The sequence below is a fragment of the Polynucleobacter sp. AM-25C3 genome, from assembly GCF_018882335.1.
Classification (GTDB): domain Bacteria; phylum Pseudomonadota; class Gammaproteobacteria; order Burkholderiales; family Burkholderiaceae; genus Polynucleobacter.
Genome location: NZ_JACVOS010000008.1, coordinates 95,996 through 116,853, shown reverse-complemented (window position 1 = coordinate 116,853; position 20,858 = coordinate 95,996). Strand labels below are relative to the sequence as shown.

6 protein-coding genes are annotated in these 20,858 nt (G+C 44.5%); 2 read left to right on the top strand and 4 right to left on the bottom strand.

What is annotated here, in order from left to right; all coding sequences use genetic code 11:
* The coding region (locus ICN12_RS07215; protein ID WP_216271825.1) for an AIDA repeat-containing protein at positions 1 to 2,667 on the bottom strand (2,667 nt) is incomplete at its 3' end.
* Between the two features lie 642 nt (positions 2,668 to 3,309).
* On the opposite strand from ICN12_RS07215, the gene ICN12_RS07210 reads away from it, so the two are divergent.
* A complete protein-coding gene (locus tag ICN12_RS07210; RefSeq protein WP_216271824.1) occupies positions 3,310 to 3,465 on the top strand; it encodes a hypothetical protein in 156 nt (51 codons plus the stop codon).
* A 256-nt stretch (positions 3,466 to 3,721) separates the two neighbouring features.
* A complete protein-coding gene (locus ICN12_RS07205; RefSeq protein WP_216271823.1) occupies positions 3,722 to 5,080 on the top strand; it encodes an autotransporter strand-loop-strand O-heptosyltransferase in 1,359 nt (452 codons plus the stop codon).
* A 415-nt stretch (positions 5,081 to 5,495) separates the two neighbouring features.
* Here ICN12_RS07205 and ICN12_RS07200 read toward each other — a convergent pair.
* The 3 genes from ICN12_RS07200 to ICN12_RS07190 all read right to left on the bottom strand — a co-directional run bounded on the left by ICN12_RS07200 (position 5,496) and on the right by ICN12_RS07190 (position 20,852).
* Positions 5,496 to 6,619, bottom strand: a protein-coding gene (locus ICN12_RS07200; protein ID WP_216271822.1) for an IS3 family transposase whose coding sequence is annotated in 2 segments (ribosomal slippage) — positions 5,496 to 6,358 and positions 6,358 to 6,619 — 1,125 coding nt in all. Because the reading frame shifts where the segments join, the coding sequence is not laid out codon by codon here.
* 137 nt (positions 6,620 to 6,756) lie between these two features.
* Positions 6,757 to 7,329 (bottom strand): toxin-activating lysine-acyltransferase, encoded by a 573-nt coding sequence (locus tag ICN12_RS07195; protein ID WP_216271821.1) that lies wholly within the window; start codon positions 7,327 to 7,329, stop codon positions 6,757 to 6,759.
* Positions 7,330 to 7,352: 23 nt separating this feature from the next.
* Entirely contained in the window at positions 7,353 to 20,852 is a 13,500-nt protein-coding gene (locus tag ICN12_RS07190; RefSeq protein WP_216271820.1) for a hypothetical protein, read from the bottom strand.
* Positions 20,853 to 20,858 lie beyond the last annotated feature (6 nt).

The following is a 20,858-nucleotide window of genomic DNA, read 5'->3' as shown; positions in this document are numbered from 1 at the left end:
GTCGGAAATAGAGAAGTTGCCGTTTTCATTGATGCCGTTAACTAAGGATCCAGCAGCGCCAGAACCTACGGTTGCTGACAGCACACCGCCAGCAGACTGGATGACTTCTAGAGCGCTAGCGCCAGCAACGACTAATTCAACTCCCCCGCTATTGATGGTGGTGCCGGTGGCAGTAGCGCCAGAAGAGACTGCTTGAGTTCCCCCGCTATTGATGGTGGTAGCGCTGGCAATACCGCCAGAAGAGACTCTTTCAAATCCCCCGCTATTGATGGTGGTGCCGGTGGTAACACCGCCATCAAAGACTATTCCAAAACCGCTTCTATTGATGGTGGTGCCGCTGGCAATACCGCCAGAAGAGACCGTTTGAATTCCCCCGCTATTGATGGTGGTGCCGGTGGTAACACCGCCAGAAGAGACTCTTTCAATTCCCCCGCTATTGATGATGGTGCCGGTGGTAACACCGCTAGTAAAGACAAGTAGAGATCCCCCGCCATTGATGGTGGTGCCAGTGGTAACACCGCCAGAAGAGACTCTTGCAAAACCGCTGGCATTGATGGTGGTGCCGCTGGCAATACCGCCAGAAGAGACGGTCAACAAACCGCCAGAATTGAGAATTACTCCACTGGCTGTTAAGTCGGAAATAGAGAAGTTGCCGCTTTCATTTCTACCGGTAACAAAGGATCCAGCAGGGCCAAGACCTACGATTGCCGACAGTGCGCCGCCAGCAGACTGAATGACTCCTAGAGCGCTAGCGCCAGCAGCGACTCTTTCAGTTCCCCCGCTATTGATGGTGGTGCCGGTGGTAACAGCATTAAGAGCAATTGATTCAACTCCCCCGCTATTGATGGTGGTGCCAGCGGTAACACCGCTAGTAAAGACAAGTTGAGATCCCCCGCCATTGATGGTGGTGCCAGTGGTAACACCGCCAGAAGATACCGTTTGAGTTCCCCCACTATTGATGGTTGTAGCGCTGGCAATGGCGCCAGAAAAGACGGTCAACAAACCGCCAGAATTGAGAATTACTCCACTGGCTGTTAAGTCGGAAATAGAGAAGTTGCCGTTTTCATTGATGCCGTTAACTAAGGATCCAGCAGCGCCAGAACCTACGGTTGCTGACAGCACACCGCCAGCAGACTGAATGACTCCTAGAGCGCTAGCGCCAGCAGCGACTCTTTCAATACCGCCACTATTGATGGTGGTAGCGCTGGCAATACCGCCAGAAGAGACCGCTTGAATTCCCCCACCATTGATGGTGGTAGCGCTGGCAATACCGCCAACAACGATTGCTTGATTTCCCCCGCTATTGATGGTGGTATCACTGGCAATGCCGCCAGAAGAGACCGTTTGATTTCCCCCACTATTGATGGTGGCAGCGCTGGCAATACCGACAGCAGCAACCACTTCAATACCCCCACTATTGATGATGGTGCCGCTGGCAATACCGCCAGAAGAGACTGTTTCAATACCGCCACTATTGATGGTGGTAGCGCTGGCAATACCGCCAACAACGATTGCTTGATTTCCCCCGCTATTGATGGTGGTACCACTGGCAATACCGCCAGCAAAGACTCTTTCAATACCGCCACTATTGATGGTGGTAGCGCTGGCAATGGCGCCAGAAGAGACTCTTTGAATTCCCCCATTATTGATGGTGGTGCCGCTGGCAATACCGCCAGAAGAGACCAACAAAGAACCACCAGAATTTAGAATTACTCCACTGGCTGTTAAGTCGGAAATAGAGAAGTTGCCGTTTTCATTGATGCCGTTAACTAAGGATCCAGCAGCGCCAGAACCTACGGTTGCTGACAGCACACCGCCAGCAGACTGGATGACTTCTAGAGCGCCAGCGCCAGCAGCGACTCTTTCAACTCCCCCGCTATTGATGGTGGTGCCGGTGGTAACACCGCCAGAAGAGACTGATTCAACTCCCCCACCATTGATGATGGTGCCGCTGGCAATACCGCCAGAAGAGACGGTCAACAAACCGCGAGAATTGAGAATTACTCCACTGGCTGTTAAGCCGGCAATAGAGAAGTTGCCGTTTTCATTTCTACCGGTAACAAAGGATCCAGCAGGGCCAAGACCTACGATTGCCGACAGTGCGCCGCCAGCAGACTGAATGACTTCTAGAGCGCTAGCGCCAGCATTGACTCTTTCAGTTCCCCCGCTATTGATGGTGGTGCCGGTGGTAACACCGCCAGAAGAGACTGATTCAACTCCCCCGCTATTGATGGTGGTGCCGGTGGTAACGCCGCTAGTAAAGACAAGTTGAGATCCCCCGCTATTGATGGTGGTGCCAGTGGTAACACCGCCAGAAGAGACTCTTACAATGCCGCCACTATTGATAGTGGTAGCGCTGGCAATGCCGCCAGAAGCAATACTTTGCACGCCAGTTGCCATAATTGTGCCACTTATAGCAACCCCTAAATTCAAAATATTCTGCGTACCACCAGAAACAATCTGGCCCGTTACCGTCATTGAGCTTACATTTGATGTAAATTGAGCGCACACATTTTGCGCGCCCATCCCCAGAGCACACAACAACCCACAAACAATTGCCGATGCCGATTTACTACCTGATGCCTTGCCATCGGACTTTGCCAGCTCTGAAGCCACAACAAGCGCCCCATGCTTTTTGGAAAAAACCAGTCTGTATACGCGATTCATATAATCTCTACGTCTTTGTTTATGATGGCGTTGAGCATAAAGCCTAGCCCATTGTAAGGGTTGCCCAAATACCACCTTGGTAACTGAGGCCAGTCGATTGGGGCGTTTCGTAACCAGTGCATCTTGGAGAAATGGTTATCAGGGCTCCTACAGTTTTTGTTGTGCGGCCAATTTTTTGAATGGTCGCAAGTGTGTTTTTTTGCGGTTCATTTAAGACGATAAAGACGGTTCGTAGGCATGTTTGGATGCTCCGCGGCAAGCAATAAAGCCTGGCTAAGCTCTCGGGCGAGGTGCGAGAGGCAAAAGTCTGGAGCGGGGCAACAGGGTCTACACCAAAGTGACGGAGTCGGTCCGGGCTCATATCCTCATGACCCATATCGAGAACCATGCATACCCGAAAGGGCTCGACTTACTTTATCGATGCCTTTCAAGGCTATTAACAGTCGAAAAATTTTAGCAGACATCTGGTTTTTAACTTTCGCAGAAAGAATTTGTATATTTAGGCATGATTTTAACATCATGTCATGGGTTTAAGTCAATCCTGGGCCTTCTAGGGCAAGGTCTGACGTCCAAATCCTGTTCATAGGGCACCGAGTAAAAGGCTTTTATCGTATTGTTAAGTTAGGCTTCATTGAGGCTGGCATGAACGAAGAGGTTCTTAAGCGCTTGAAAATATTGGCTCATTCGCAAGAGTTTGGCCTGAAGTCTTCAATTCATGCCTTTGGAGTGGGCGCAGCACCTTATATGCTTGGCCGGTTGGTAATGCCATCCATTGATCGAGACGACGATATAGGATAATCTTGGGGGTGCGCACGAAATGGCGACGATTATTTTGAATGAGTGCATAGGCATTAATTCAACAGAAATAGTTTATTTTGTTTGAAATGGCGCCTTGCGAATAAACCGCCTAGCGATGGATTCGATGTTGAGGGATTCTCAAATTGAGCGGTGAAGCCTCGGCATGTCTTTGGCTTATTTGGTTCGGGGCTGACAAATACTTTTACACTTAAAATTTGATATTCAATTTATATAAACAACATTACTCTAATTACCCATGCCAACTACAACAGTACCCACCTCAACAGAACTCAATCAGTCAGATCTGAATTTAGCAAATCCATTTGCCGATGCTCAAGAGACTGATCAGGCTAAACCTGTCCCCGTGCAACCCAAAAATACATCATCTATATTTATTGATCCGACCTCAAGACCAACAATGGTTGGCCCTGATAAAATCCTTTACGACTTTAATTATGGCTGCCGGGTTGAGTTACCAACATTGGCCAAAGGCAAGAAATGGAAGGTGCGCTACACCGATATGGTGACTTCAAATATTATTTTTGAAGCAGAGTCAACTGGCGGCTCCTATCAGAGTACGAAGCTATATTTTGTACCGCTTAAGATTGAGGTCTGGAAGAATGATGAGAAGGTTTTTACGCATGAGCTATGCCTAAAGGATAGGCTTGTACAGGTTCAGATCCCTGTGGGGACTTTGGGCGATGTGATTGCATGGTTTCCTTATGTAGATTTATTTCAGAAAAAACATGGGTGCAAATTAGTATGCACTATCTCAGAGTTAGCAAGGCCACTATTTGAGGGGGTATATCCTAACATCGAGTTTGCCTCACAAGAAACAGCGCTGCCCATGCAAAAAGATTTTTATGCCAGCTATCGTTTGGGACTCTATTTTGATGATTGGAATTGCAGACATCAGCCAGTGGACTTTCGGTATGTTGGCTTGCATAAAACTGCCGCATATATTCTGGATGTGGAGCCGATTGAGCTCCCCCCCAAATTGGACATTGCAAATGCTGAAAGAGCGGTTAAAGAGCCTTACGTCTGCATTGCAGTTCAAAGCTCTACCCAATGCAAATATTGGAATAATCCCTACGGATGGCATGAGATTGTTAAATGGTTAAATGAGGCTGGCTACCGAGTATTGTGCATTGATAGAGAGCCCGTGTGGGGGCAGAGCTCGAGCTGGAATTACATCCCCAATGGCGCCGAGGATATGACTGGCGCCAAACCGCTTCTGGAACGGGCGGCACTGCTTAAGCACGCTGATTTTTTTATAGGCCTATCAAGCGGTTTGGCTTGGCTTGCTTGGGCGGCTGGCACACCAACAGTGATGATTAGTGGTTTTACACATCCCAATAATGAGTTTCAGACGCCCTATAGAGTTTTTAACCACCATACCTGCAATAGTTGCTGGAATGACCCAAAGCAGATATTTGATCACCTTGATTTTATGTGGTGTCCGCGTCACAAGGGGACTGATCGTCAATTCGAGTGCACTCGTTTAATCACGGTGGATCATGTGAAATCGCTGATTCGAAAAATTCCATCTTTTACAAAGAAGGTGTCAATTGAGAAGGATTCCATTATTAAGAACAGTCTCAAGCTCCAAGAGTAAACAGCTCTCTTGGCAGAATAACGCCTAGGGACTATCGAGCACAGACAGAAAACAGTACTTTAGGAATGTCGGCCTGACGGGGGATGCTACAGAAAAAAGCTCTAGCCCAACTGAACTGACCCACAAAAGTTGGACACCAAATCCAACTCAAAGGGGTCAGCTTCATGAGCAAATACAGCACGCAGTTCAAGCTAAAAGTAGTTACTGAGTATTTAAGGTCTGGGGGCTACCCCAGGGGGTAATACCCCCACCCCTTAACCTGACTTAAAAGTTGAATTTCTAAGTTGTTTGATTTAAAGGAAATTCTATGAAAACCTCCCGCTTCACCGATAGCCAAATCATGGCCATCCTCAAACAAGCCGAGGCTGGCATGCCAGCCCCAGAGTTATGCCGTTGACCTCCTCCCATAAATCAGTCAGCTCTGAGCTAGAAAATCGGGTGGTGTGGTTGAACTACAAAATGACTTTGCAAACATCGCTGGCGGGAGATCCCCTAGTGATGAATGCGGTCTAAAACAATTGTAATCTTGTCTCCAGTTTTCAAGCTTTTCTTGGGCATCCTCAAGGGACATAAACCAATGGATGTTCAAACATTCGTCCCTCAGGCTGCCATTGAATGATTCAATAAACGCATTGTCAGTAGGTTTACCTGGTCTTGAAAAATCTAAGACGACTTGGTTATCGTAAGCCCAGCGATCAAGTGCAATGGAAATAAATTCCGGCCCATTGTCCGCTTGAATCCGCAAAGGTTTGCCGCGCTGTGAAACGATATGCTCTAGCAAATGTGCTACATCATCACCTCTGATATTTTGCGCGGGATAGATCGCCAAGCACTCACGGGTGTGGTTATCCATCAAGGTTAAAGCTCGAAACTTATTGCCGTTAAATAAGGCGTCCGATACGAAGTCCATACTCCATGCTTGATTAGGCCCTGTCAGAATGGGCCTCTCCATACGACTGGCTGCTGCTTTGCGACGCCTAGGCCGCTTGCACCGAAGGTTCAAGCCTTCTTCACGATATAGGCGATACAGCCGTTTGTGATTGACCACCCAACCATCCCTACGAATCAGAATGTACATGCGCCGAAATCCATACCGAATACGAGTTCGAGCAATCTCCTGCAATCTTGCCTTCAGAGGAATGTCTAACGGTTTGCCTTTGGGCTTGTGATACCAGGTCGAGCGTGCTTGCTGGCATACGCCACAAGCACGCTGAACACTCACTCGGCATTGCTTAATGAGATGGTCGACTAGCAGCCTACGCTGCGCCGGCCTTAAAGCTTTTTTCGCAACACATCCTGCAGCATGGCCTTATCTAAACTCAGATCAGCGACCAACTGCTTGAGTTTGCGGTTCTCTTCTTCAAGCTGCTTGAGGCGTCTTAACTCAGAAACTCCTAAGCCGCTATATTTTTTCTTCCAGTTATAGAAAGTGGCTTGGCCGATACCGATCTTGCGACAGACCTCATCAACCGAAGTGCCGGTATCGACTTGATGCAATGCAAAAGCAATCTGCTCTTCTGTGAACTTTGACCTCGTCATGGCGCACCCCTCCTTAGGGATAATATCGCCGATTTTTTCTAATCTAGGGTGTCCAATTTATTGGGAGGAGGTCAATCTAGCTGACGAGCTAGGCTAGTGGCATTGAAATAGAGACATTGTTCAAACATATTGCGTCCCTATGGGTTAGTACGTGACCAGATAATTTTTTCTGCTTTAGAGGCCTCTTTTGCTGTTTCGTATAAGTACTGCAGCATTGCCTCTCTTTGGTGAGGGGTAACTTGCTTGCCCCAGTAAAAGGCTACTTTTGAAGTTTTTGAGCCTAGCTTTATCCGCAATGACCTAGCCACGACTTTTGAAAAAATGGTGCTTCGCAATCGCCGAATAATTTCATTTGTATATTTTTGGTCAAATGGTGACACTAAATCCATAAACCAGATTCTATTACCCCCATTCCACTCTTCTGCCCCTATGGAGTGGGGGTTTTCCAGGTACTTCACTTCAGCCTCAATGCTTAAGCAAGCCCAACTAATGTAAGCCAAGGGAATGCCATTGGAGCCTTCAAGAATTAAATATTGATTTAGTTCTAGTGCCGGCTGAACATATTGCCTGATTAAATGAACCGGCCAATCTTTATGTAAATTTGAGCACCCCCATAAATATGCAATTTTTCCTAAGTTAGAAAAAAATAATTTTCTTGAGTCATCAGAAGAATCTCCACAAGCCAATTCCATCAAGTCATTATCTAGCAAACTACATCTCCCATTTCTTTAAATTAATTATTTGCAGTCATGAAACTATGAACGTTAAAATTTTGTGCAACAGTAAAAATATTCATGCCTGAATCTGTGGCCTGGAAAGAAGCCTGGGCTGCCGCCAGTTGCGCCAAATTGGCGGCAGTTAAATAATTATTCAAAGGGGATGCCGTCAATGGATCAGCAATCCTAATCGACTTATACACATAAGTATCAGTGATGCTGGAATTGGTAATATCATAAAAGTTATCCAATTGCAATGTCCATCGAGAGTTCTCTGCAAAAGATTGGACAACCATATGACCAAATTGGTTAATTGCAGCATGTACTAAACCTTCAGTTAGACTGGCATTGATAGTATTTATTTCAACGCCTGCATCCATGCTCGCCCTCACAGGAGTATCGCTGATTATGTCAAGCGTAAGCGTTGTATTATAAATAGTATCATCCTTAGCAAGGGAATTTATCTTATTCCCAGAGTTATCATAATAATAAGCGCCAATATTGAAGGTATTGGTAGTTAAGCTATTTACTGCAATATCGACATTACCTTGAATATTATTGTAAACTGTGTCAACATTAGGCCCAAAAAATTGGGATATATTCTGAAAGGTGTCCGTTCCTACGATTTTTTCTGCATTCAAATATTTCTGCTTTTTAATTACCGCGCCGGCCCTGCCCCCCTCTGTAAAGTTAATGATGGCACTTTGATTCTCTACATCATTTCCGCAATAACTTAAATCAAATATAGGATTTGCATCAAAAGAGCCGCCATTTACACTGATGCTTTGATTAAATTTATTCTGCCCGCGGTATAGATTTGTTGTAATATTGTCACCTAGACTTTCTAACCCATGAAAGTTGCTAGAAAGGGAAATGGATTTCCATCCCACAACATTGTTTCGAATCATCGTGGGCATTTGGTTCGACTCCTCATAAATTCTTTTTGCAACTACCGAATTTCCACCCCCTATTTCTTTTGCAAATTTAGCGCTATTAATATAGCCGTTAGATACCGCATCTATAAGACGCGACCGCAATTCACCGCCCTGAATAACCTGCACAAAGTTGCGGGATTGTATTTTTATAATCTCATTTTCTGCATTATCTAAAAAATTATAAACCTTGATAGCCAAACGTGTTTCAGTGTTAATAATGGTTAAATCAGAATTATTAGTGCTAAGAGAGAAAATAATATTGTTTAAATTTAAAACATTACCCAGAATGATCTGATCAGGCGCCGTCAGAGGAGTTTTCAAAACGGGTGGAGAGGTATTATTATTCTCTATCTTTGGCTTTGATCCTTGGATTATATCGATTTGTGCAACTGCATTTACATTGCTACTTCTATATGTAAATTCTTTACCATTGTTATAGCCTGCACTGTTCTTATTGAAATAATATGAGCCAGCATGCCCAGCCTCTAAAGTCATTCCGCCATAACCGCTCAATATATTCCCGGATCCTTTGACGGCCAATATTTGCGTTACACAGGTATTAGCAGCTATTACGTCATAGGCATTCTCGAGCTTATCTTTATCTATGTTTTGCTTTGCCACAAGTTGAATATATTGAGCGCTAGCAGTTTCTTTTCCGTAACTACCTGATACTAGCCCCCCATTATTTTCTTGCCAATACGTAATCTTATCGGATAATTTTTTATTTACTTTCATATTTGAGGTGCCAGCTATCATAAATATACTGGAACCTTCGCTTGTTATATTGTTATAGTCAAGTGTTGCAGAACCAAAACCTGAATTATCTTTAGCATTTTCATAGGTAAAATTTGCAACACTTGCATTAATGTAATACTGGGCATTACCTAATGTCATGATGTTATTCATTGTAATCGGGGAGTTATTTTTGAAGTCCCCGGGAATATAATTTGTTAAAATATTATTGGTATCAATAACAACAGCTTGATTATTGGTTATAGCATCAGAAGCTAAATTGAATGTAGCTCCTGTAACATAATTTGATAAATACTGCACAGTTGATTGGTTTTTAGAGGTTTTTACATCAGCCTGATTTATCTGACTGCTCGCGATTGTCAGCGGACTAACAAATTCAATATGTGTAATGCATATATTGTTTTCAGATTTCACAAAACTTGTATCAATAAAAGTTGAAAGATCTACGTTTTGTTGTGCTGTACCGATGACAAAATCTTGAAATAAATTCTTCTCTACTTTTGTATTTGCATTTTCAGTCAAAACGGCTGAAAAATTATCACTACTTGCGCCACCCATCTGTGAAAATAAATTATTGCCTGAAGAATCTGTAGCCGTTATCCCTAATAAAGCCCCAACTTGACTTATTGTCGCACCACCAAACAAAGCAATTTGATTAATTGAAGGTTTGCCTTCTGCAATATTGTCTTGTCTTTTCTTAATGGCCCCATCTATAAGCGGATTTATCATAGAATCAAACTGGCCCCGTAAATCTCTTCCTGCTAGCGCCTGCCCGCTGCCTTGTTTTTTGCCCAATTCTGTTCTCTCTGCCTGTATGGCATCGTTCATGCAAGTATCATATATCACACCCGCTAGAGTGAGCGCTAAGCCGAGAAGCATTCCCGGCGGACCCCCGAGCAAAGCCAATGATCCAGCTACAGCTAATGTGGAACCGATGGAGGCCTGTGAATAGGCTATTTTCCCAACCCTCTGATAAAAAGCACTTAGAGATTTAGCTTCTCTGTAGCCGACCTTATTACCATGATCACGATAATCCTCAGCAGTTTGAGCGAGCATTTCAGCTTGATCAATATAGGACTGAGCCTGCATATAAGGAATTGGATTTGCTGCGATAATTACTCCAATTGCAACACTAATCCCCAGGGCTATCTTAGAGGACTGTGCACCCGCCTTCACTGCCGCCAGCTGGTTCTCCGCCCCGTCTACTGCAGCTAGTGCTAGTTTTAAATCTTTACTGGCTTGGGGAGCTTTTCTTGCCAACGCTAGCAGCTTCGCCATATCATCAGCACTCAGGGCGATGTTACTTGATTTTGCAGCTGCCAACGCACGACCCAAAGATTCGACTTCAGTCTTAATCGTTGCAAAATTCCGAACTGCAATAGCAAGGTCGGCAAATTTGTCTGCCACCGTAGCTTGGAGAGCGATTTGGCTTTTCTGTAGTTGAGCCACTGCTTTGGCGGTCGCAGTTACGACGAAGGCCTCGCTGCTGGCCCGATAAAGATAGACTGCTTCAGCCACCCCAGCCCCAATTGTGGCGAGGTTAAAAGATAGACCAATTATTGCTTGTTTATCCCATTGTTTTGGCGCTATTGCCATAGCTGTTATATTTCCCGCCAAACTAATAAGGGCGCCTATGCCGCTCGCAAGCGCATGAGGCGCAAGCTTAGAAAACATAGCTGAACCCCCAGCCCTCAGGATGTTTGCACAGGCTATTATCAACTGACCCGTAATGAGCTGAAGGCTAGCGGCAAAGGCCACCTTCTCGTCCTCACTGTCGAGTCCCCCACTCCTTGTTTTTTGCACCAATACGGCCACCTTCATTCCTATTTCTGCCATATCAAAAATGGCCCTAGCCGCCGAATATTGTCTATTGGCCACAGTCGCATATCCTGGCGTGCCTGACGCCAAGCTGCTAAGTGCAAAATGAGGCGACCAGCGCCATATGGTGGCTAATACCTTAACATAAGCAGATACCGAAAGTGCAATATTTACATCATGATCGAGCTGCTCGCGATTTCTTAAGGGGTTAAAAACATTACGTTGTGCATTGAGTATGGCAAAAAAATCCCCCATAAAAATGCGAACGTAGTTATTAGCAGGCTCTTTGACTGCTGCTGGCAGATTCCCGTCCCTGGTATATTGAATGTATCTAAACATAATGCTATAAATAGTTGCATTGAAAGTCGTACCTTTAACATTCGCCGGCACCTTGACCATATCCCCCATCTTGGCTGATCCACCCCCACCAAGCAATTTCAAGTCAGTATCGCCGAATGTAACTTGAGGTTGACTTTCATCGATGTAAAAAGCCGAGCTACTTAGCGCATTTGTGGGCATTAAGCCACTTTGCAGAATATCCAAATCCTCATTGCCCAAGCAAATAGCGCCCGCCATCAACGCATCAAGATCGCCCTCGGCATGCTTCTTTTTCAAGGATTCTAGAGAATTAACTGCCGATAACTGCTCCTCGCTTAAGACATTAAGAACCCGATAACCATCTACGGTAATGGAATTTTTAAGCACATCGTAATCCATATTGGCTACTGTTGCCTTGCTTATATTCTTTATTTGACTATTACTCAAGGAGGCAAGAACCTCGGTGGTTAGCTGTGCAAAATTAAGAAGTGAAATCTGAGTATTTGAAAAGAGGCTTGTCACTGAAATTACCTCGCCATCCAATGCTATGATCGAAGCCAGCTGATCGCAAGTGAGATCTTGAATTTGTGAGTCCTTAAATTCTTGAAATGCGAACGTTACTTGAGCAGTAGAAAGAGCGCCTATTTGCCATCCAGACAAACGATGGAATAGCGAATGTTCAATTATGACTTCTAGCTGTGCTTCGGATAGGCTGGCAATTATTGATGGACTCAAATGCACCAATGTCTCTGGGCGACTTAATAATGAATTCTGCGTACTTATGACTTCTGCCTGAAACTGAGCGGCGGTTACTGACCCTACTACTGCCGCGCTTAAATTAGTTAAATTCTCATTGACGAGCCAAGTTTGGACTGTAGTATCTGCGCCCTGGAACTGGGCGGCGGTTAAGCCCCCAACTTGAGTAGCACTTAATTGTTGATATAAAGGGCGAGTCGAAAATGTAAATCCCAGCTGCTCGCCTATTAAACCCCCTACTTGATGGGCGCTTAATTTTTCATATAAAGGCTGGCCATTTATCTCAGTCTGTAATTGATCTTTGGTAAGCACGCATATTACTTCCGGGCTTAAGTCGGCATAACGATTAGTTAAGAGAAGTTTCTGGGTTGCGTCACTTAGACCCTGGAACTGGGCAGCGGTTAATGAGGCTACTACATCTGGGCTTAAGTTTTGATAATTGCTATTTAAGAGCCAAGTTTGGGCTTTAGGATCTGCTTCGCTGAACTGAGCGGCGGTTAATATCCCTACTTGAGCATCACTTAATTGTTGATATAAAGGCTTGCCATCAATCGAAGTCTCTAATTGACCTTTGGTAAGCGCTCCTATTACTGCTGGGCTTAAGTAGTTGATGTATCTTTTAGTTAAGAGCTGATCTTGGGGTGTAGCACTTGCCATGACGAACTGAGCGCCGGATATGCCCCCTACTTGAACATCGCTTAATCGTTGATATAAAGGCTTGCCATCAATCGAAGTCGATGCCTCTAATTGATCATTAGTAAGTGCTCCTATCGCTGCTGCACTTAAGTCCTTATAACGATGAGTTAAGAGCCAAGTTTGGGCTGCAGTAGTTGCCATGTCGAACTGAGCGGTGGTTAATGAGGCCACTACATCTGCGCTTAAGTTGGTATAACAATTAGTTAAGAGCCATGCTTGGGCTTTAGGATCTGCTTCGCTGAACTGAGCGGCGGTTAATATCCCTACTTGAGCATCACTTAATTGTTGATATAAAGGCTTGCCATCAATCGAAGTCTCTAATTGACCTTTGGTAAGCACGCCTATTACTGCTGAGCTTAAGTCCTTATAACGATGAGTTAAGAGCCAAGTTTGGACTGCAGTACCTGCGCCCTCGAACTGAGCGGTGGTTAATGAGGCTACTACATCTGCGCTTAAGTTGGTATAACGATTAGTTAAGAGCCAAGTTTGGACTGCAGTACCTGCGTCATCGAACTGATCTGCGGTTAATGAGCTCACTACTGCTGCACTTATGTGCTTATAACGATTAGTTAAGAGCCAAGTTTGGATTGCGGGATTTTGCCTCTGGAACTGAGTGGCGGTTAACAAGCTGATTGTATAATCATCTAACCAGACATTTGCCAATAAAAATGTCTGGACTACAGGACTTGCAGTCGGGAACCACATAGCTGATGAGCCAGGTTTTTTGCTCCAAGCCTCATACTCAGCCAGGTCACTCTTGAACTGAATGGCGAGTGGAAACGTCTCGAGTATTTCGCTATCCAGCTGGGTGTACATACGTTGTAAGAGCCAATATTGGGCTGCAGTAGTTGCCATGCCGAACTGAGTGGCGGTTAATGAGCTCACTACTGCTGAGCTTAAGTCGGCATAACGATGAGTTAAGAGCCAGGTTTGGGCTGCAGTAGTTGCCATGCCGAACTGATCTATGGTTAATGAGCTCACTACTGCTGAGCTTAAGTTGGTATAACAATTAGTTAAGAGCCATGCTTGGGCTTTAGGATCTGCTTCGCTGAACTGAGCGGCGGTTAATATCCCTACTTGAGCATCACTTAATTGTTGATATAAAGGCTTGCCATCAATCGAAGTCTCTAATTGACCTTTGGTAAGCGCTCCTATTACTGCTGAGCTTAAGTCCTTATAACGATGAGTTAAGAGCCAAGTTTGGATTTCCTTACCTGCAAACCAGAACTGAGAGTAAATTAAACCCCCTGCCTGAGCAGGACTTAATTGTTGATATAAAGGCTTGCCATCAATCGAAGTTTCTAATTGACCTTTGGTAAGCCGGCCTATTACTGCTGCACTTAAGTCCTTATAACGATTAGTTAAGAGCCAAGTTTGGGCTGCAGTAGTTGCCATGCCGAACTGAGCGGTGGTTAATGAGGCCACTACATCTGCGCTTAAGTTGGTATAACGATTAGTTAAGAGCCATGCTTGGGCTTTAGGATCTGCTTCGCTGAACTGAGTGGCGGTTAATGAGGCCACTACCTCCCCACGTAAGCTGGTGTAAAGATAAATTAAGAGTTGTTTTTGGGTTGCGCCATCTTGGCCCTTGAACAGAGTGGCGGTTATTGAGGCCACTACCGCTGCGCTTAATTTGTCAGCGCAATAAGTTAAGAGAAATTTCTGGGTTCCGTGCTGGTAACTGTAGAACTGAGCGACGGTTAATGAGGCCATTACTGCTGTACTTAAGTCCTCATAACAATAAGTTAAAAGCCAAGTTTGGGCTATAGAATCTACTTCGCTGAACTGATTACCGGTTATACCCCCTACTTGATGGGCGGTTAATTGTTGGTATAAAGGCTTGCCATTTATCTCAGTCTTTAATTGATCTTTGGTAAGCACGCCTATTACTGCTCTACTTAATTCTCTATAACGATTAGTTAAGAGCCATGCTTGGGCTTTAGGATCTGCTTCGCTGAACTGAGCGGCGGTTAATATCCCTACTTGAGCATCACTTAATTGTTGATATAAAGGCTTGCCATCAATCGAAGTCTCTAATTGACCTTTGGTAAGCACGCCTATTACTGCTGAGCTTAAGTCCTTATAACGATGAGTTAAGAGCCAAGTTTGGGCTGCAACACTTACACCCATGAACTGATCAATGGTTAAGCCATCTTCTTGAGCGGCGGTTAATTGTTGGTATAAAGGCCCGCCATCATTGAGACGATAGGTCCAGTATATAGTCTCTATCTCTAATTGATCGCTAGTAAGCACTCCTATTACTTCTGGTCTTAAGGTTTCGTGTTGATATTGTATTGCATATTTTTGCTCCTCAGAACTAAACCTCTGGAAGCTATCTAAGGAGTTCACATTCCAGACAACCACAAAATGGGTATTTGATTTTTTATATAAAGGCTTGTTGCCATCAACCGAAGTCTCTAAAGGAGCTTGAGTGGGGGGCTCTAAATGAATTTGAGTGGGGGGCTCTAAATGAATTTGAGTGGGAGCCTCCGCTACTTCTACGCTTAAGCTGGCGCTACGATTAGTGAAGAACCAAGCTTGGATACTGTCATGTTGGCTCCGGAACTGATTACCGGTTATACCCCCTACTTGATGGGCGCTTAATTTTTCATATAAAGGCTGGCCATTTATCTCAGTCTGTAATTGATCTTTGGTAAGCACGCCTATTACTTCCGGGCTTAAGTCGGCATAACGATTAGTTAAGAGAAGTTTCTGGGTTGCGTCACTTAGACCCTGGAACTGATCTATGGTTAATGAGCTCACTATTGCTGCGCTGATCGCGGCATAACGATTAGTTAAGAACCAAGTTTGGGCTATAGGATCCGCGCTCTGGAACTGAGCGGTGGTTAAGCCCCCCACTTGAGAGGGATTTAATTCTTCATATAAAGGCTTGCCATCAATCGAAGTCTCTAAGTGACCCTTGGTAAGCACGCCTATTACTGCTGTACTTAAGTCCTTATAACGATGAGTTAAGAGCCAAGTTTGGGATATAGGATCTGCGCTCTGGAACTGAGCGGTGGTTAAGCCCCCCACTTGAGAGGTTTTTAATTGTTCATATAAAGGCTTGCCATTTATCTCAGTCTTTAATTGATCTTTGGTAAGCACGCCTATTACTGCTCTACTTAATTCTCCATAACGATTAGTTAAGAGGAAATCTTGGGCTATAGTACCTGCGTCATCGAACTGATCTGCGGTTAATGAGGCTACTACACCTGGACTTAAGTTTTGATATTTACTATTTATGAAATAATCTTTGGCTACAGTACCTGCGCCCTTGAACTGAGCGGCGGTTAATGAGCTCACTATTGCTGCGCTGATCGCGGCATAACGATTAGTTAAGAACCAAGTTTGGGTTGTAATTTTTACCCCCTGGAACCAATTGCAGCTTATTCCCCCTACTTGAGCAGCGCTGAATTGTTGCAGAATCCAGAATGGAATGTGAGTAAGCACGCTTATTACTGCTGGGCTTAAGTGGGCATAACGCTTAGTTAAGAGCTGTGTTTGGGTTTTTTCATTTTGACCCTGGAACTGAGCGATGGATATCGTGCCCACTACTTCTGCGCGGATCGTGGCATAATGATTAGTTAAAAGCCAAGTTTGGGCTATGGCATCCAACTTCTCGAACTGAGCGGCGGATATCAAGCTCGCTGCTGCTGATCTTATGTGCCCATAACGATTAGTTAAGAGCCAAGATTGGGCTTTAGGATCTGTGCCCTGGAACTGAGCGGTGGTTAATGAGCTCAATACTCCTAAGCTGATGTCCTTATAACGATTAGTTAAGAGCCAAGTTTGGGCTTTAGGATCTGCGCCCCGGAACTGATCTGCGGTTAACGAGCTCAATACTCCTAAGCTTAAGTCGGCATAACGATGAGTTAAGAGCTGTATTTGGGTTTTTTCATTTTGACGCTGGAACTGATCGATGAATATCGTGCCCACTACTTCTGCGCTGATAGTGGCATAATAATTAGTTAAAAACCAATCTTGGGTTTCCTTATCTACATACCAGAACTGATTACCGGTTATACCCCCTTCTTGATGGGCGCTTAATTTTTCATGTAAAGGCTGGCCATTTATCTCAGTCTGTAATTGATCTTTGGTAAGCACGCCTATTACTTCCGGGCTTAAGTCGGCATAACGATTAGTTAAGAGAAGTTTCTGGGTTGCGTCACTTAGACCCTGGAACTGGGCAGCGGTTAATGAGGCTGCCTCAGAGGCACTTAATCTACTGCAGTTATTATTTAAGAACCAAATTAGAGCTTGCTCATTCTTAAGTTCGAACGATTCCTTGAACCGTTCGTAGGATATTGAGCTCATTACTTCTGCGCTTAATGCATGGTACCTATTTTTTAAGAGCCCAGTTTGGGCTATGGCCTCCAACCCCTCGAACTGAGCGGCGGATATCAAGCTCGCTGCTGCTGCGCTGATCGTGGCATAACGATTAGTTAAAAGCCAAGTTTGGGCTATGGCATCCAACCCCTCGAACTGAGCGGCGGATATCAAGCTCGCTGCTGCTGCACTTATGTGCTTATAACGATTAATTAAGAGCCAAGTTTGGGCTGTAGTACCTGCGTCATCGAACTGATCCGCGGTTAATAAGCTCACTACTGCTGCACTTATGTGCTTATAACGATTAGTTAAGAGCCAATTTTTTTTATCCTCAGAGTCTAGCGATATGAACTGATCAGCAGTTATTGAGGCCACTACATCTGGGCTTAATTGGGCATAACGATGATTTAAGAGCCAAGTTTGGGCTGTAGTACCTGCGTCATCGAACTGATCTGCGGTTAATGAGCTCACTACTGCTGAGCCTAAGTCGGCATAACGATGAAATAAGAGACGTTCCTGGGTTGCAGTACCTGCGCCCTCGAACTGATCCGCGGTTAATGAGCTCACTACTGCTGAGCTTAAGTCGGCAGCATAACGATAAGTTAAGAGATGTTTCTGGGTTGCAGCACCTGCGTCATCGAACTGATCCGCGGTTAATAAGCTCACTACTGCTGAGCTTAAGTCGGCATAACGATGAGTTAAGAGAAGTTTCTGGGTATTATCATTTTGATGCTGGAACTGATCTATGGTTAATGAGCTCACTACTGCTGAGCTTAAGTCGGCATAACGATTAGTTAAGAGCCAAGTTTGGGCTTCCAGGTCTAACCGCTTGAAGCTAGTTTGTTCTAAAGCCCCTGCCTGAGCATCACTTAATTCTTGATATAAAAGCTTGTCATTGATCGGGGTTATTAACTGATTTTTAGTAAGGGTGAAAATTACATGTAGGTTTAAATATTTGTATCTATTTTTTAAGAGCCAGTTTTTATCCTCAGAGTCTAGCCGCCCGAACTGTTCAGCAGTTATTGAGGCTACTATATCTGAGCTTAAGTTGGTGGAATGATTGGTTAAAAGCCAATCTTGGATTGTCCGATTTACCCCTCGGAACTGTTCAGCAGTTATTGAGGCTACTACATCTTGGCTTAAGTTGGTGTAACGATTATGTAAGAGCCAATTTTTTTTATCCTCAGAGTCTAGCGATATGAACTGATCAGCAGTTATTGAGGCTACTACATCTGGGCTTAATTGGGCATAACGATGATTTAAGAGCCACTTTTTATCCTCAGAGTCTAGCGATATGAACTGATCGCTGGTTATAGCCACGGTTAAATTAAAAAAGACATTTTTGACCACCGTCATTATCTGTTCATTATTGAGTGTTGCGACTACTGCTGCGCGAATGCTCCCACAACGATGAGTTAAGAGCCAAGTTTGGGCTATAGGATCTGCGCTCTGGAACTGAGCGGCGGTTAATGAGCTCACTACTGCTGAGCTTAAGTCGGCATAACGATGAGTTAAGAGCCAAGTTTGGGCTATAGGATCTGCGCCCTTGAACTGAGTGACGGTTAATGAGTCTACCTCAGGGGCGCTTAATCTACTGTAGTTATTATCTAAGAACCAAATTAGAGCTTGCCCATTATCAAGTTCGAGCAATGCCTTGAACCTAGTGTAGGATACTGAGCTCTTCGCTTCTGCGCTTAATGCATGGTACCTATTTTTTAAGAGCCAACCTTGGACTGTACCGTTTTTCGATGCAAACTGATTGGCCCTTAAATACCCTACCTGAGCATCACTAAATTGTTTATACAAAGGCTGGCCATTTATCTCAGTCTGTAATTCATCATTATTAAGTACATTTATTACTGCTTCAGATATGTTGGCGCAGTACTTGTTTATGATCCAAAATCTCACCGTATGCAGCCGAATGAAGGTTAACGAGGCTGTTACATTTGCGATTAAGTTTTGGTAATTACTATTTATGAAATAATCTTGGGCTGTGACATCTAACTTCTCGAACTGAGCGACGGATATCAAGCTCACTACTGCTGAGCTTAAGTCGGCATAACGATTAGTTAAGAGCCAAGTTTGGGCTGTATTACCTGCGTCATCGAACTGATCCGCGGTTAATGAGGCTGCCTCAGGTGCACTTAATCTACTGTAGCTATTATCTAAGAACCAAATTAGAGCTTGCTCATTCTCAAGTTCGAACAATGCCTTGAACCTAGTGTAGGATACTGAGCCCATTGCTTCTGCGCTTAATGCATGGTACCTATTTTTTAAGAGCCAAGTTTGGGCTATAGGATCTGCGCCCTCGAACTGGGCGGCGGTTAATGAGCTCACTACCGCTGAGCCTAAGTCGGCATAACGATGAGTTAAGAGCCAAGTTTGGGCTATAGGATCTGCGCCCTCGAACTGGGCGGCGGTTAATGAGCTCAATACTCCTAAGCTGATGTCCTTATAACGATTAGTTAAGAGAAGTTCCTGGGTTGCAGTACCTGCGTCCTGGAACTGATCTGCGGTTAATGAGCTCACTACTGCTGAGCCTAAGTCGGCATAACGATTAGTTAAGAGCCAAGTTTGGGCTGTAGTACCTGCGTCATCGAACTGATCTGCGGTTAATGAGCTCACTACTGCTGAGCCTAAGTCGGCATAACGATGAAATAAGAGACGTTTCTGGGTATTATCATTTTGATGCTGGAACTGATCCATGGATATCATGCCCACTACTTCTGCGCTTAATGCATGGTACCTATTTTCTAAGAGCCAATTTTTTTTATCCTCAGAGTCTAGCGATATGAACTGATCAGCAGTTATTGAGGCCACTACATCTGGGCTTAATTGGGCATAACGATGATTTAAGAGCCAAGTTTGGGCTATAGGATCTGTGCTCTTGAACTGATCCGCGGTTAATGAGCTCACTACTGCTGAGCTTAAGTCGGCATAACGATGAGTTAAGAGAAGTTTCTGGGTTGCAGCACCTGCGTCCCGGAACTGATCTATGGTTAATGAGCTCACTACTGCTGAGCTTAAGTCGGCATAACGATTAGTTAAGAGCCAAGTTTGGGCTTTAGGATCTGCGCCCTTGAACTGAGTGGTGGTTAATATTCCTACTTGAGCAGGACTTAATTGTTCATATAAAGGCTTGCCACCAATCAGAATCCCTAATTGACCTTTGGTAAGCACTCTTATTACTGCTGAGCTTAAGTCCTTATAACGATTAGTTAAGAGCCAAGTTTGGGCTTTAGTATCTGCGCCCTTGAACTGAGTGGCGGTTAATATTCCTACTTGAGCAGGACTTAATTGTTGATATAAAGGCTTGCCACCAATCAGAATCCCTAATTGACCTTTGGTAAGCACTCTTATTACTGCTGAGCTTAAGTCCTTATAACGATTAGTTAAGAGCCAAGTTTGGGCTTTAGTATCTGCGCCCTTGAACTGAGTGGCGGTTAATATCCCTACTTGAGCAGGACTTAATTGTTGATATAAAGGCTTGCCACCAATCAGAATCCCTAATTGACCTTTGGTAAGCACTCTTATTACTGCTGAGCTTAAGTCCTTATAACGATTAGTTAAGAGCCAAGTTTGGACTGCAGTACCTGCGCCCTCGAACTGAGCGGTGGTTAATATTCCTACTTGAGCGCTACTCGAAGCATTTAAGAAATATATAAAATGGTCACTAGCACTTGGACTCTTTGCTAGCTCTGCTGCTAGCACCCTATAGTGCGCCGCATCCAGATCCTTGATCGCCTGCGCTGACAGGGATGAATTGTTGAGAATTAACGCCTTCACGAAAGAGCTGTAACTATTACTCGAGGTATAGAAACTGGGGGTAGAGAGGGCATTTATTTGCTTACCCGTTAATAGCCCACTCTTGAAAATGGCAGTTAAATTATCAACATACCCAAATGTTTTGGCCATTCCAAA